The sequence below is a fragment of the Pseudoalteromonas sp. L21 genome (genome assembly GCF_021728035.1).
In the GTDB taxonomy this organism is placed as follows: Bacteria; Pseudomonadota; Gammaproteobacteria; order Enterobacterales; family Alteromonadaceae; genus Pseudoalteromonas; species Pseudoalteromonas arabiensis.
Window position 1 is genome coordinate 1 of sequence record NZ_JAKKCV010000004.1, and the last position, 14,592, is coordinate 14,592.

Annotated in this window: 14 protein-coding genes and 4 tRNA genes; 16 read left to right on the plus strand and 2 right to left on the minus strand. The window is 40.6% G+C overall.

Annotated elements, in window-relative coordinates; all coding sequences use genetic code 11:
- Window positions 1–485: 485 nt before the first annotated feature.
- On the plus strand, window positions 486–887 hold the full coding sequence (locus tag L3V41_RS11750) for a hypothetical protein (protein ID WP_237127795.1): 402 nt from the start codon (window positions 486–488) through the stop codon (window positions 885–887).
- A gap of 40 nt (window positions 888–927) precedes the next feature.
- Window positions 928–1,638 (plus strand): polysaccharide deacetylase family protein, encoded by a 711-nt coding sequence (locus tag L3V41_RS11755; protein ID WP_237127796.1) that lies wholly within the window; start codon window positions 928–930, stop codon window positions 1,636–1,638.
- 398 nt (window positions 1,639–2,036) lie between these two features.
- Here the strand turns inward: L3V41_RS11755 and L3V41_RS11760 are convergent.
- Window positions 2,037–2,113: transfer RNA gene (locus L3V41_RS11760), tRNA-Pro, on the minus strand.
- 170 nt (window positions 2,114–2,283) lie between these two features.
- Complete coding sequence (locus L3V41_RS11765; RefSeq protein WP_193987433.1) at window positions 2,284–2,901, minus strand: arylesterase; 618 nt, start codon at window positions 2,899–2,901, stop codon at window positions 2,284–2,286.
- On the opposite strand from L3V41_RS11765, the gene L3V41_RS11770 reads away from it, so the two are divergent.
- From L3V41_RS11770 to L3V41_RS11835, 14 genes are all read left to right on the plus strand, one after another.
- Complete coding sequence (locus tag L3V41_RS11770) at window positions 2,902–3,621, plus strand: ABC transporter ATP-binding protein (RefSeq protein ID WP_062569310.1); 720 nt, start codon at window positions 2,902–2,904, stop codon at window positions 3,619–3,621.
- The gene (locus L3V41_RS11775; RefSeq protein ID WP_193987431.1) at window positions 3,611–6,112 is read left to right on the plus strand and encodes an FtsX-like permease family protein; all 2,502 of its coding nucleotides are present in this window, start codon (window positions 3,611–3,613) and stop codon (window positions 6,110–6,112) included. The genes L3V41_RS11770 and L3V41_RS11775 overlap by 11 nt, the downstream gene beginning before the upstream one ends.
- Before the next feature lie 135 nt (window positions 6,113–6,247).
- Window positions 6,248–6,772: a crossover junction endodeoxyribonuclease RuvC gene (ruvC, locus tag L3V41_RS11780; protein ID WP_062569308.1), complete on the plus strand. Its 525-nt coding sequence runs from the start codon at window positions 6,248–6,250 to the stop codon at window positions 6,770–6,772.
- A 1-nt stretch (window position 6,773) separates the two neighbouring features.
- Complete coding sequence (ruvA, locus tag L3V41_RS11785) at window positions 6,774–7,394, plus strand: Holliday junction branch migration protein RuvA (RefSeq protein WP_062569307.1); 621 nt, start codon at window positions 6,774–6,776, stop codon at window positions 7,392–7,394.
- 7 nt (window positions 7,395–7,401) lie between these two features.
- Entirely contained in the window at window positions 7,402–8,406 is a 1,005-nt protein-coding gene (gene ruvB / locus L3V41_RS11790; protein ID WP_062569306.1) for a Holliday junction branch migration DNA helicase RuvB, read from the plus strand.
- Window positions 8,407–9,301: 895 nt separating this feature from the next.
- Window positions 9,302–10,006 (plus strand): protein TolQ, encoded by a 705-nt coding sequence (tolQ, locus tag L3V41_RS11795; protein ID WP_062569305.1) that lies wholly within the window; start codon window positions 9,302–9,304, stop codon window positions 10,004–10,006.
- Window positions 9,993–10,418: a protein TolR gene (gene tolR / locus L3V41_RS11800; protein WP_062569304.1), complete on the plus strand. Its 426-nt coding sequence runs from the start codon at window positions 9,993–9,995 to the stop codon at window positions 10,416–10,418. The genes tolQ and tolR overlap by 14 nt, the downstream gene beginning before the upstream one ends.
- Window position 10,419: 1 nt before the next feature.
- Window positions 10,420–11,358 carry a cell envelope integrity protein TolA gene (gene tolA / locus L3V41_RS11805; RefSeq protein WP_062569303.1) on the plus strand — a complete coding sequence of 313 codons (939 nt, stop codon included), beginning with the start codon at window positions 10,420–10,422 and terminating at the stop codon, window positions 11,356–11,358.
- A 9-nt stretch (window positions 11,359–11,367) separates the two neighbouring features.
- Window positions 11,368–12,726, plus strand: coding sequence for a Tol-Pal system beta propeller repeat protein TolB (gene tolB / locus L3V41_RS11810; RefSeq protein ID WP_062569302.1), 1,359 nt, complete (start codon window positions 11,368–11,370; stop codon window positions 12,724–12,726).
- A 34-nt stretch (window positions 12,727–12,760) separates the two neighbouring features.
- On the plus strand, window positions 12,761–13,303 hold the full coding sequence (gene pal / locus L3V41_RS11815) for a peptidoglycan-associated lipoprotein Pal (protein WP_062569301.1): 543 nt from the start codon (window positions 12,761–12,763) through the stop codon (window positions 13,301–13,303).
- A gap of 12 nt (window positions 13,304–13,315) precedes the next feature.
- Window positions 13,316–14,065, plus strand: a complete 750-nt coding sequence (ybgF, locus tag L3V41_RS11820) for a tol-pal system protein YbgF (RefSeq protein WP_062569300.1) — start codon at window positions 13,316–13,318, stop codon at window positions 14,063–14,065.
- Between the two features lie 168 nt (window positions 14,066–14,233).
- Window positions 14,234–14,309 (plus strand) — tRNA-Lys (locus L3V41_RS11825).
- A gap of 64 nt (window positions 14,310–14,373) precedes the next feature.
- Window positions 14,374–14,449, plus strand: a tRNA-Lys gene (locus L3V41_RS11830).
- A gap of 57 nt (window positions 14,450–14,506) precedes the next feature.
- Window positions 14,507–14,582 (plus strand) — tRNA-Lys (locus L3V41_RS11835).
- The last annotated feature ends 10 nt before the right edge of the window (window positions 14,583–14,592 follow it).

The following is a 14,592-nucleotide window of genomic DNA, read 5'->3' on the forward strand; positions in this document are numbered from 1 at the left end:
GCATTCAAGATAAGGTGTAAATTACGCCTAACAAACAGTTTAAAAGCGGACAAAATTCAGTTGGCTGGTTTCGCTCCGCTTCACATTATAGCCAACCAAATTTTGCCTTTTAACTGAGGCGTTATATTTTTATCAGAGGTTGATATGGATAATCGATATTTTGTTTTAAAGTGCATTGGAATTGCACTGATGCCTATGTACCATTTCTTCGGAATAGTTGCTTTCGCATTAAATCTCAATGTAGAAGAGGTTTATAAGCAATCGTTTTTGCTTTTCCTTTGCCTATCTTGGATTTTATTCCTATCAGGTTTACTTAAACGACAAGTAAATTTAGAAGATGCCGCTAGTTACAAACCATATGTCAATAAAGGTATAAACCTTTACGGCATGATTGTTTTGGTATTGTTTACTTTAGTATATATTTTTGGGCGAGTCGTTTAAAAACATAATAAGCCATTGCAGCGAGGGAGTTTAGGAAACTAGCGATGATTTTTGAGCCTAAGGTTGTAAGAGTAAAGACTGATTACGAATCAGGCACTACAGTCGACATTGACGAAATTACATTTGACAAAGAATGCTTAAACATCACTGTTAAATCGAATAGTTGGAGTGTAAAAGTTCATTTCGATGTTATTTATGGTTTCAGAGTGCTTGATGAAGGTGATTTAGGCGAGTTTTGGAGTGAATGTAACTTAAAAACTGGTTGGTGTTTTGAAGTAATCGACGGCGGCTGGAATGCTCTGGAAAAAACTAGAGAGCACTTCGTTACGGGTAAGCTATATCAGCCAAAGGAATATCTAATTATTGGTTTAAACGAGTGTGTTTCGGTTTTAGCTTTTGAGCAACCAAAGATAGTAAAAACATCGTCTTCTAACAAACCACTGTAGTCGCCCGCGAGCGGGCTGAGACAAATAAGGATAAAAACCATTGAAAAAAGTATACCTGCCGATATTGATTCTTTCTGTAGTAATCATCTTTGGAGCCTGGAATATAAGTAAATCAAGAACTTTTCAGGTGTTTGGAGAGATAGTCGCAAAGGCCGAAACCAATGAAAAGATTATCGCATTGACATTTGATGATGGTCCTTGGGGGGCGAAATATACCACTCAAGTGTTGAATATCCTTGAAGAGCATGATGTGAAGGGTACGTTCTTCCTCAATGGGTCTGGAATTCAACAAAACAAGCAGTCGGCTATAGATTTGGTTAACGCAGGTCATCAGATAGGCAATCATTCGTACAGCCATAAAAGAATGATGTTAATGGGGCTTGATGAAGTGAGGGAAGAAATCGACTCCACCACAGCTTTAATCCGCCAGGTTGGATTTAAGGATGAGATATACTTTAGGCCTCCATATGGTAAAAAGCTTTTTGTTCTGCCTTATTATTTGAAGTCGGAAGGAGTAAAAACAATCACATGGAACGTTGAGCCTGAAATCTATCCTGAAATTGTGGGAAGTTCTGCGTCTATCGCAGAGTATGTTGTTAAATCTTCTACTCCAGGTTCAATTATTCTTTTACACGTTTTGGGATCTAAAAACAAAGAATCGCGAGACGCTATAGGGCCAATAATTAAGGGGCTGAGAGCAAAGGGCTACAAATTTGTTACGGTCTCACAGTTGTTAGGGAAAAATGCATAACAAACGCAAGCAGCCGACTCGCTTCGCTCCTGGCTGTTGCAGGCGTTACCGAATTGTCGAAAAACGCACTGAAGTGGTCGTCTGCTCCTCGCTCAAACTTATCTGTTGGGCAAAATTCCAACCTCATTGTTAAAAGCATAAGGTTGTATATGACCTGCCACAATCCATTGCCTGTCTCTTGCAAATTATTTATCCGAGAAGCTTTTATGAAATTCTATTGTGAGGAAGGTAGGAAAGGTGCCATTAGCTATCTTCCTATATATCCCCAAATCAACACCTAATCGAAAAATAAATTTAGTTAAGTATGATGCGATAAATGTGCGATATAAATAAAGGAATGTATATTTAAGGTGCAATAAAGTAAATAGATTTCAATTTACTGAATAGAGTGTAGAAAATGGTCGGCATAGCAGGATTTGAACCTGCGACCCCTGACACCCCATGACAGTGCGCTACCAAGCTGCGCTATATGCCGACGTTGCGAGCTATAGTACGGCTTTTTTTATAAAAATCAATACACCTTAGGTTTGTTTGCCTGTTTATTGTTCATTATTGCACGATTGCACGATTGCACGATTGCACGATTGCACGATTGCACGATTGCACGATTGCACGAGGTTTATTATGAGGGGCATTGGCTAGAGGTTAATCTAGCCATTGGTTGATCTCTTTATACATTATATCGCGTATAAGGGGTTGGGCTTCAGCGTTAGGGTGCAGGTTGTCATTTTGCATGAGCTCAGGGCGAGCAGCTATTTCAAGCATGAAAAATGGTAACAACTCAGAGTTTGTTTCATCTGCGATGGTTTCAAAGCTGCCAGTAAATAGTTTGGTATAACGTGGCCCATAATTGGGTGGAATATGCACTTCCATAATGGCTGTATTAGCCCCCGCTTGTTGGCTTTTGCTGACTAAATCGCGTAAGTTAGCTTGTAAGCGCTTGATTGGAAAGCCACGTAGTCCGTCATTTCCGCCAAGTTCAATAAGTACATGGGTGGGTTCGAACTCGTCAAGTAGGGCATCGAGTCGTCTAAGAGCGCCACCTGTGGTTTCACCGCTAATACTGGCGTTAACAAGATACACAAATTGATCTTTTTCATCGTATTTATCTTGTAACAATTTAACCCAGCCTTGCTCTTGTTTAAGGCCATATGCGGCGCTTAAACTGTCACCTAAAATTAAAATTGTGTTGTCAGCTGCTGCCGTAAGTGGTTTGATTACTAACAGTAAAACGAATATAAAACGTAGGATTGGATACATCATATGTCAGCGCTTTCTCAATTAAACATTATTCAAGTTAAAGGACTTTCTAAAACGGTCACCACAGTTGAAGGCGACCTAACCATCCTCAGTGACATCAGCTTTAATGTCAAGTCAGGTAACTCAGTCGCAGTGGTGGGTACTTCAGGTTCGGGTAAGTCAACATTACTCAGCTTACTTGCAGGGCTTGATCAGTCAACGCAGGGGAGTATCCACCTTGATGGCTTAGCGCTGCATGAATTAGATGAAGAAGCCCGTGCGGCATTACGGGCAGAAAAAGTGGGCTTTGTATTTCAGTCATTCATGTTAGTACAAAGCTTAACTGCGCTTGAAAATGTTATGCTACCCGCTGAGCTTGCGGGTAGTTCAAATGCAAAAGAGCAAGCGCTTGCACTACTTGAAAAAGTGGGGCTGAGTCATCGAGTGGGGCATTACCCATCACAATTATCTGGTGGTGAGCAACAACGTGTAGCTATTGCGCGTGCGTTTATAGGAACGCCTAAAATTTTGTTTGCTGATGAGCCATCAGCCAATCTTGATAGTAAAAATGGTAAGTTAATCGAATCACTTTTATTTGAGTTAAATAAAGAACATGGAACAACGTTAATTCTGGTCACACATGATGAGCAGTTAGCTGAAAAGTGCCAACAAATTTTACACATTGAAGCGGGAAAACTGGTAACAGTAAAAGAGTCAGAGGGAGTGCAAGCGAATGTGGGCTAAACTAGCACTTAAACTGTTTTCACGTGAATTTAAGCGCGGTGAATTAACGGTCATTAGTGCAGCTATTGCCTTAGCCGTACTGACCGTTTTAACGCTGTCTATGGTTACCGACCGAATAGGACAGAGTATTGCACAAAAAAGCAGTGCTTTTATCGCGGCAGATCGCGTCCTTGCCAGTAATCATGAATTACCTGTTGAGTTTTTAGAGAAAGCGCAAGCAGAAAACCTACGCACCGCGAAAATCACTTATTTTGATACCATGCTGTTTGCCAATGATGAAATGCAATTAGGCTCAGTTAAGGCTGTATCAAACACCTATCCCCTTAAAGGGCAACTCAAAGTAAAAACTAGCTTGTTAGGAGAGGCATTTATTACCGATAAAGTACCAAACCGTGGTGAGGTTTGGCTTAGTGAGTCGGTATTTTATGCATTGAACATACAGGTTGGTGACAAGGTCGAGTTAGGTGCGGCTACTTTTGTGGCAAGTCATGTAGTAGCTGAAGAGCCAGATGCGCCATTTAATGTCTTTTCTAGTAGTCAGCGTATTTTAATTAATCAGCAAGATATTGCCAGCACTCAAGTTATTCAACCTGGGAGTCGTGTTTTTTATCGCCAGCTTTATGCCGGTGATGAAGAGAGCATAAACACGTTCTATGCTTGGTTAAAGCCCCAAATGAAAGAAAACCAGCAATGGTATGGTGTTAAAGATAGACAATCGCCCATTGCGAATAGCCTAAATCGTGCTGAGAGCTTTTTATTATTAGCTGGTTTACTAGGAATTATATTAGCGGCGGTGGCTATTGCTGTATCTGCAAAACGCTATTGCGAGCGTCAATATGACCCTGTTGCGATGATGAAAACGTTGGGGGGCAGTCGTGCCACAATCCGTAAAATTTACTTGCTGCATTTGAGCTTAGTCTGCTTTATGTCTGTGGTTGTTGGGCTGGTTGTTGGTTTTGCGCTGCAAAGTATTGCTAGTGATTATTTAGCACAGTCGATGGGCACAGCACTACCTGCTTCAAGTATGAAACCTTGGTTGATTGCTATTGGTACAGGGGTTATTTGCGCGGTAATGTTCTCAATTAAGCCCTTGCTAGATTTGTTTGATATTCCGCCACTTCGCGTACTACGCCGTAATTTGGGAGATCGTTTACTTGTCAGCAAGGTTCACTTGGCAATGTCGGCACTAACTGTGTTTTTATTAATGTGGCTATTTAGTAATAATATTAAGATCACAGCTATCTTATTTATCTCGACAACGGTACTGATTGCGCTTTTATTTGGTTTATCCAAACTCATTTTTGGTGGTGGTCGTAAACTAGGACTAAGCCCTGGTAATAGTTGGTCGCTTGCGATTGCTTCAATTCAAAAACGTGCTAATGCTAATGCAGTACAGCTGATAAGTTTTGCCCTTGCTATTAAGTTATTGTTGTTTTTAATTGTGCTTAAAAATGACATGATTTCAGATTGGCAGTCGCAGCTTCCAGTCGATGCGCCAAACTCGTTTTTAGTGAATATTACAGAGCAAGAGCTTGAACCCATTACCTCTTTTTTAGCAGAGCGCGACATGCCCACCTCTGATTTTTACCCGATAGTACGAGGCCGTGTTAATGCAGTGAACGGTGAGCTAGTTGCGCGTGAAGTATCACAGCAAGATAACGAGAAAAAAGATGAAGAGGCACGCTCAGGTATCGGCCGTGAATTAAACCTTACTTGGCGAGAAGACTTACCTGCTCAAAATGAGTTAATAGAGGGTCAGTGGTTTACACAAAACTCAGTGGCAGAGGCCTCGGTTGAGGAGTCTATGCTTGAACGCCTTGATGTAAAACTAGGTGATACATTAACGTTTTTGATTGGTGCGCAATCGTTCGATGCAAAAATTACCAGTGTACGTAAAGTTAACTGGACCACATTAAAACCAAACTTCTTTATTATTTTAAGCCCAGATGTACTTGAGAGCTTCCCAGCAACGTATATTTCGTCGGTGAGTGTTAAAGAACATCAAAAGCGGGAATTTAATGAGCTGATGCGCCAATATCCAACGGTTAATGTGATTGATGTTGAAAGCTTTATTAAACAGATCCGTTCAACCATAGAGCAGGTATCTCTTGCGATTGGTTTTGTATTGTCTATTGTAGTGGTGTGTGGTGCTTTAGTACTTATATCTCAGGTGCAAGCGAGCTTGGGCGAACGGATGCAAGAGATTGTTATATTAAGAACTCTCGGTGCAAAAGGGCGGCTTATTAAAAATGCCACCTTGTATGAGTTTTTATTATTAGGCTTAACCGCGGGTGGGGTAGCTGCCATTGTGAGTGATATTGCTTTATTAATAGTACAACAGCAAATGTTTGACCTTGCCGGTAAATTACACCCTCATATTTGGTTAATTGGCCCTATTGTTGGTGGTGTCTTTGTAGCTAGTTTAGGCTATTTGATGATAGCGCGAACAATGCGTAAAAATACACAAGGGTTACTGCGTGCACTAGGGTGATATAAAGCTCAATAATGTTTATAAAATGCCCGTGTATACGGGCTTTTTTATGTTTTGCAATTGGTTACTGGTAATTTATACAGTGCTCTGGCATTATTAAGGCTATTGAATAAAGAAAAAAAATGGGTCAGTTAGTTGGCAATTATTTTAGGAATTGATCCTGGTTCACGTTTAACAGGTTATGGCGTAATAGCACACCAAGGCGCTAAATTTACTTATTTAGGGAGTGGTTGTATTAAGCTAGCTGAGCATGATTTTCCTGTGCGATTAAAAATGATTTACCAAGGGATCAGTCAGTTAGTTGAGCAATTTTCGCCCGATAGTTTTGCTATCGAAAAAGTATTTATGGCTCACAATCCAGATTCAGCTCTTAAATTAGGTCAAGCTCGTGGTGCGGCGATTGTTGGTGCATCTATGGCTGAACTTCCGGTATTTGAATATTCGGCACGACAAATAAAGCAAGCTGTGGTAGGCAATGGCGGTGCCGACAAATCACAAGTACAGCACATGGTTAAAAATATTTTAAAATTACCAGGCACACCACAAGCCGATGCGGCTGATGCATTGGCTATTGCTATTTGTCATGCTCACTCAGAACAAAATTTAATAAAACTTGCGGGCAGTGCGAGCAAGACCGTAAGAGGACGATTAAGGAAGTAATATGATAGGCCGATTGAATGGTTTGCTAGTTGAAAAGCAACCGCCTGAAATTTTAATTGAAGTAAGCGGCGTAGGTTACGAAGTACAAATGCCGATGACCTGCTTTTATGACCTCCCTGCGGTTGGTGAGCAAGCTATTATATACACTCACTTTGTGGTGCGTGAAGATGCGCAGTTGTTATTTGGTTTCAATAACAAAACAGAGCGTGCGTTATTTCGAGAGCTTCTAAAAGCCAATGGTGTGGGTCCAAAGCTTGGCCTTGCTATTTTGTCGGGTATGTCTGCACAGCAGTTTGTGACATGTGTAAATAACGAAGATGCAACAACGCTTGTTAAACTCCCTGGTGTGGGTAAAAAAACAGCAGAGCGTTTAGTACTTGAAATGAAAGATAGGCTAAAAGATTGGGGTAATGACTTATTCACGCCATTTAGCGATAATGCCATTATTGAGCCTGCAAGTAATGATACGCTTGTAGCCAACAACGCAGCAGATGATGCTGTGTCAGCACTTATTGCCCTTGGTTATAAACTGCCGCAAGCGCAAAAAGCAGTAAAAGCGGTAAATAAACCAGATATGACGACTGAGGTTCTTATAAAAGAAGCTCTAAAATCGATGTTGTGAGTAAACCATGATTGAAGCAGATCGCTTAATAGATGCCAGTGAGCAAAGTAATGAAGACAGTGTTGATCGAGCTATACGACCAAAACTATTAAACGATTACACAGGTCAGCCACATGTTAAGCAACAAATGGAAATTTTTATCGAAGCTGCTCGTCATCGTGGTGAAGCGCTCGATCATTTGTTGATTTTTGGTCCGCCAGGTCTTGGTAAAACCACACTTGCAAATATTGTTGCCAACGAATTGAACGTTAATATTAAAACGACATCTGGTCCTGTGCTTGAAAAAGCAGGTGATTTAGCTGCGTTGTTAACGAACCTTGAAGAAGGTGACGTACTCTTTATTGACGAAATACATCGTCTAAGCCCACAAGTCGAAGAAATCCTTTATCCTGCGATGGAAGATTATCAACTCGATATTATGATTGGGGAAGGCCCTGCCGCGCGTTCAATCAAACTCGACTTGCCGCCATTTACTTTAATTGGCGCAACAACACGCGCAGGCTCTTTAACATCACCACTTAGAGACCGTTTCGGTATTGTGCAGCGTTTAGAGTTTTATTCAGTTGAAGATTTATCAAAAATTGTAGCGCGTTCAGCACACTTTTTAGATTTAACCATGTGCGATGAAGGCGCAGCAGAAATCGCTAAACGTTCACGTGGTACACCACGTATTGCTAATAGGTTGTTACGTCGTGTACGTGATTACACTCAAGTGAAATCTGACGGCAAGGTTAACGCCAATGTGGCAGAACAAGCGCTTGATATGATTGATGTAGATAAAAGCGGGTTTGATTACATGGACCGTAAATACTTGCTTGCTATCATCGAAAAATTTATGGGTGGCCCAGTTGGGCTTGATAATTTAGCGGCGGCCATTGGCGAAGAAAAAGAAACCATAGAAGATGTGATTGAGCCCTTTCTAATTCAGCAAGGTTTTATACAACGTACTCCCCGTGGAAGGTTAGTGTCCGATATAGCCTACCTTCATTTTGGACTGACCCCAGACAAATAAAAACTCAGCCTCGCATATGCGGGGTTTTTTAATCTTGAAACAAATCTAAAAAGGAGCAGTGAATCTTAGCCCTCTATATTGCTAACGCAAATTATTTTAGATGCAGAATCTAACAAGCATCATACCTTCCTGCTATTTAATTCACATACAGTTAAGCTAATTTTCGGTAATGTCTTTTCGTTTTGTGTAGGCAAAAAAAAGCCCGCATAACGATGCGGGCAAACAACAAGTTGAAGGAAGTAATTCAGGGAACTACAGCCAGCTTAAAAAGGTTTTATCCAAGTTAAGCTAACTAGGCAATACGAAATAATCATATTGCAAAAAACGGAGCTTAATGAAAGAAGCTTTCAAAGGTTGTTAGCTCGGTATGTGGGTATAATACGTAACTGTGAGTTTTTCTTCAAACTAGAAAAATTTTATTTTCAGATAAAAAAAACTAATAGCAGCGTTATTTTCTATTGTTTTCTTTTTGTTCGCTTATTCGTTGTTAGTTTTATAAGTTTATGAATAAAAAGATTTTTATAATTAATGCTCATTTTGTTCAGGATTAGTTTAAGTATTCTGTGCTAGGTTGGTGAATAGTGTTTTGGGTGTTTATGCGCATAATGTGAATAAACGCCGTATTTTACCAAGTTTAGTTATATTTTTAAGCACCGTGTAGATGCATTTTAGTTTTAAAAGGGAAGTCCTGCTTTTGGAGTCGTGAACAAAATGGTTAAAAAATAACTAAAGCATTTGCTTTTCACCGTTATTTGTAGCTATTTCACAGCAAGGGCGTTGTCAGTTCATAACTGACTAGATACACTAGATGTAACTTTTGACCATTATGATGGTCAACTAACACAAGTGTAATAAGTATAACAAATTATATAGAAATCTATTTTAGGAGTTTAACGTGGGATCAGGGCTTAATTTTTTAGATCTTATTCTAGAAGCCAGTGTACTTGTCCAATTAGTTATGTTGGCATTAGTCGGTATGTCGGTCATGTCATGGGCAATTATTTTTCAACGTAAAAAAGCGATTTCTGATGCACAAAATGGTGCTAAGCGTTTTGAGCAAAAATTTTGGTCTGGCGTTGACTTAAGTAAACTATATAACGAAGTTTCAGCAAGACCTGGCGGCACAACTGGTGTTGAATCATTATTTGTTGCTGGCTTCAAAGAATTTGCACGCCATAAAAAAACAACATTCCAAAGTGCTGGCATCGTTATGGAAGGTACGCATCGTTCTATGCGCGTCGCCTTATCTCGTGAAATAGAAAAATTAGAATCAAGCTTATCGTTTTTAGCAACGGTAGGTTCTATTAGTCCATACATAGGTCTGTTTGGTACTGTGTGGGGTATTATGAATGCATTTATTGCATTAGGCGAAGTTAAGCAAGCTACATTACAAATGGTTGCACCTGGTATCGCAGAAGCACTGATTGCAACGGCAATGGGTTTATTTGCGGCAATCCCAGCGGTTATCGCTTACAACCGTTTTGCAAATAAAGTTGAAAAGCTTGAGGGTAATTACATTAACTTCATGGAAGAATTTGCCAATATTTTACACCGCCAAGCAGCTGCGCAAATAGAGGCTAAAGCGAATGTATCAGCGTAAAAAACGTCGCCCAGTAGGTGAGATAAACGTAGTACCTTACATTGACGTGATGTTAGTACTGCTTATTATATTCATGGCAACTGCGCCGCTTATTACTCATGGCGTAAAAGTTGATTTGCCGAAAATGGAAGAGTCTGATCTTGTTGATACAAAAGATACGCCGCCTATTATTGCGTCAATTGACGCTGAAGGTAAGTATTATGTAAGTATCGGCACAGATCCAGAAGCTCCTATGGAAGCGTTGGACGTTGCAGCGGTAATTAAATTACAACTGCAAAAAAATCCAGATACGCCAGTGATGATCAAAGGTTCGGGCAAAGTTTCTTATCAAGAAGTACTGCTGCTTATGGACTTTTTGAAAAACGCCGGTGTGCCGTCAGTGGGTTTAATGACTGAATCGTTTGAGGGTTAGTATGCGTGCATCAGTAATTAAATCGCTTCTTTTGCACCTTGCTATTATCGTTTTTTTAGTTGCGTCAGCTAATTTCCACATGCCTGCACCTAAGGTGATGGAAGTGACACTGAACACTGCTTTGCCTGAACCAGAAAAAGCAGTATCGGCGGTGACTGTTGATCAACAAAAGGTTGAACAAAAGATTGCCGAGCTTAAAAAGCAAGAAGAAGCCAAAAAGCAAGCGGAAGCAAAACGACTTCGCGACCTTGAGCGTCGTGCTAATGATGCTCGAAAACAACGAGAGGCTGAAGACCGTCGTCTTAAAAAGCTAGAACAGCAACGCCGTGCTAAAGAAAAAGAAAAAGCAGAGGCAGAAGCACAAGCTAAAAAAGCGCGCGAAATTCAAGAAAAAGAGCGAGCGAAAGCTAAGCAAGCTGAAAAGCAAAAGCAAGAAGCGGAAGCCGCAGCAAAAGCAGCTGCAGATAAGCGTAAAGCTGAAGAAGAAGCGCTGAAAAAAGCGGAAGAAGAGCGTAAGCGTAAAGCGGCAGAAGCAGAAGCTGAGCGCAAACGTAAAGAAGCTGAAGCCGAGCGTAAACGTCAGCAAGCGCTGCAAGAGCAAATGCTTCAAGAGCAGTTAGCAGCAGAGCAAGCTGCACGAAATAAAATTCGTCAGCAACAAGTTGTTAGTGAAGTTGATAAATACAAAGCGTTAATTATGGCGCGTATTCAGCAAACTTTACTTATCGATGAAAAGATGAAGAATAAGCAATGTCGCGTTAATATTCGACTTGGCTTTAATGGGCTTGTAACACAAGTTACGTCTCTTGGTGGCGATAAGTTGGTATGTGAGGCCGCGTTACGTGCTGTACGCATGGCTGATACATTACCAGTTTCACCAGATAAAGATGTGTTTGAGCAACTGAAAAATATTAACTTAACAATTAAGCCTGAATTCTAAAGGAATGATATGTTTAACCAGATAAAAACTGTATGTTTTATTGTATTACTGGGCTTTCATGGCATTGCCAGTGCTGCACTTGAAATAGTGATTACTGAAGGTATTGACGGCGCGCGTCCAATTGCAGTCGTACCATTCAAATATCAAGGTGTAGGTCCTATCCCTGAAAAATTAAGCGCTGTTATTTCTGCGGATTTAATGCGCAGCGGTAAATTTAAACCTATTGATGTATCAACCATGCCACAGTTACCAGGTAAAGATGCCGATGTAGATTATGGCGCATGGGTAAATAAAGGCGTTGAAGCCGTACTGGTTGGTCAAGTAGAGCAGCAACCGGGTGGACGTTACTTAGTAAAGTATGAATTAATTGATGTAATTCGCGGCCAAATTACTGGCGGCCAAACAAAAATGATGGCTAACGGCAAGTTAATGCAAAGCCAAGATCATGTTTTAGATGCCCGTGAGAGTGTTATTTCTGAAAGTGGTTTTCGCCGTTATGCACATCGTATCAGTGATGTCGTTTATGAAGCACTTACAGGCGAAAAAGGGGCGTTTTTAACTAAAATTGCCTATGTTATCGTTCGTGAAGATGATGCAAAACCATATCAATTAGTTGTTGCAGACTACGACGGTTTTAATGAACAAGTATTACTACGCTCAAAAGAACCATTAATGTCGCCAGCATGGTCGCCAGATGGAACTAAGCTTGCTTATGTAACATTTGAAAACCGCCAAAGCCAAATTTATATTCAAGACTTATACTCAGGTAAGCGTGAGTTAATTACAAGCCACCAAGGTATTAACGGTGCACCTCAGTTTTCGCCTGATGGTAAACAGCTATTATTAGTGCTTTCTAAAGACCGCACAGGTGCCACAGAAGTCTATTTACTTGACTTAGCAACTCGCCAAGAAAGACGTTTAACAAACCATCGTAGTATAGATACTGAGCCATCTTGGTTCCCAAATGGACAAGATATTGTCTTTACGTCTGAAAGGGGTGGTAATGCTCAGATTTATAAGTTAAATTTAAAAACAGGCAGGGCTAAACGAATGACGTTTGATGGTGATATGAATTTAGCAGGTTCGATTTCACCTGACGGAAAAGAACTGGTGATGGTAAATCGTACTAATGGACAATACCATCTTGCTAAGAAAGAGCTAGCGACAGGTGCGTTCCAGGTACTAACAAGAACACGTCTGGATGAATCACCGAGTATCGCACCAAACGGCTCGATGATTATCTATAGTACGCTACATAACAATAAGCAGGTTCTGGCTTTAGTCTCTATGGATGGTCGCTTTAAGGCACGTTTACCTGTGCTTGACGGACAAGTGAAGGCACCAGCTTGGTCGCCTTACTTACAGTAATTTTACTGGTTTACTCAATATAGGAATCAATTCAATGCAACTTAATAAAACACTAAAAGGCCTGCTAATTGCTGTGCCAGTGATGACATTAGCAGCGTGTAGCTCTTCTTCTGATCTTGACGAAGGTGCTGCAAACCAATCTAACCAAGGTGCGGTTGAGCAAACAACCAACAATGATACAGTTGAAGTTGCAACGCTTACTCCTGAGCAACAAGCTGAAGAAGCACTTCGTGAGAAGTATGAAGCTTTACGTCAAGAGCAAATCATTTACTTTGGTTTTGATAACGCAAAAATCCAAAGCAAATACGCTGAGCTTTTACAAGCACACGCTGAATTCTTAGTACAAAATCCTTCTGTTAAAGTATTAATCGAAGGTCACGCGGATGAGCGTGGTACACCAGAATACAATATTGCTCTAGGTGAGCACCGTGGCCAAGCAGTTGAAAAATACCTACAAAGCCTAGGTGTATCTGCTAGCCAAATGTCAGTAGTGAGCTACGGTGAAGAGAAGCCTATGGTTAAATCTCGCACTGAAGAAGCGTTCGCTAAGAACCGTCGTGCAGTATTAGTTTACTAAGAAAGAGACATTATGAAGCCGAAAATTATTTTGGCAGCAATGATCTTAAGCGGGAGCACTCAGTTATGGGCTGCTCCCGCTCCTGTTTCAGAAGCTGCAAGCTCGCAATCGAGTATCGAGAAACGTTTATCTGCATTAGAGAATATGATGAAGTCTCGCAATTTATTACAAGCTGAACTTCAACAACAGCTTAATATTTTGCAAGACGAAGTAAGTCAGGTACGTGGTATTACAGAAGAGCAAAGCTATAAGCTCGAGAAAGTTTTACAGCGTCAGCGTGAGTTGTATCAAGAAATTGAAAACCGTGTCAGTCAGGCTTACTCTCAACCGGCCGTGACTCAAGCTCCATCTACTGATGTTAATGCTTCTCAAGCAATCAGTTCAGATTTATCTGAAAACGAAGCTTATGAGCGTGCTGTAGCGCTAATAATGAAAGATAAGCGTTATGAACAAGCGATCCCTGAATTTCAAAACTTCTTAACGACGTACCCTAATTCAGTCTACGCTTCAAACGCACACTACTGGTTAGGTCAGCTTTTAACTATTCAAAATAATCCGACAGGTGCAACTGAGCACTTTAAAGTGGTTGTAAATGAATACCCAAATTCTAACAAGCGTCCTGATGCCATGTTAAAATTAGGAAATCTGTTAGCGGATCAAGGTTTAGCTGAACAAGCACTAAAAACCTTTAATGATTTAATTAACCAGTACCCAAGTACGACTGCTGCAAAATTAGCCACAGAACGTTTGTCGCAAATGTAGATTTGACCTGATTAGACTGCTTTTTGATATAAGCGGTCTAAAATTAGGCAACTAGACATAAAAACTTAAAAAAAGAGATATTTTCTGTTGCACTCAGCATTTAAATAAGTATTATAAGCGCCCGCAGCAGGCGATTGGTAACAACAGTCAAAGTGCGGCAAAAAGAGCGGGTCATTAGCTCAGTTGGTAGAGCAGTGGACTTTTAATCCATTGGTCGATGGTTCAAGTCCATCATGACCCACCATTCTTTTTTGAATGGTAATCTTTAATCGGCGGATTTACGTATTGCTTTTATAAAGCAGCAGAGCGGGTCATTAGCTCAGTTGGTAGAGCAGTGGACTTTTAATCCATTGGTCGATGGTTCAAGTCCATCATGACCCACCATTCTTTTGAATGGCTATATCGGCGGATTCACGTATTGCTTTTATAAAGCAGCAGAGCGGGTCATTAGCTCAGTTGGTAGAGCAGTGGACTTTTAATCCATTGGTCGATGGTTCAAGTCCATCATGACCCACCATTCTTTTTGA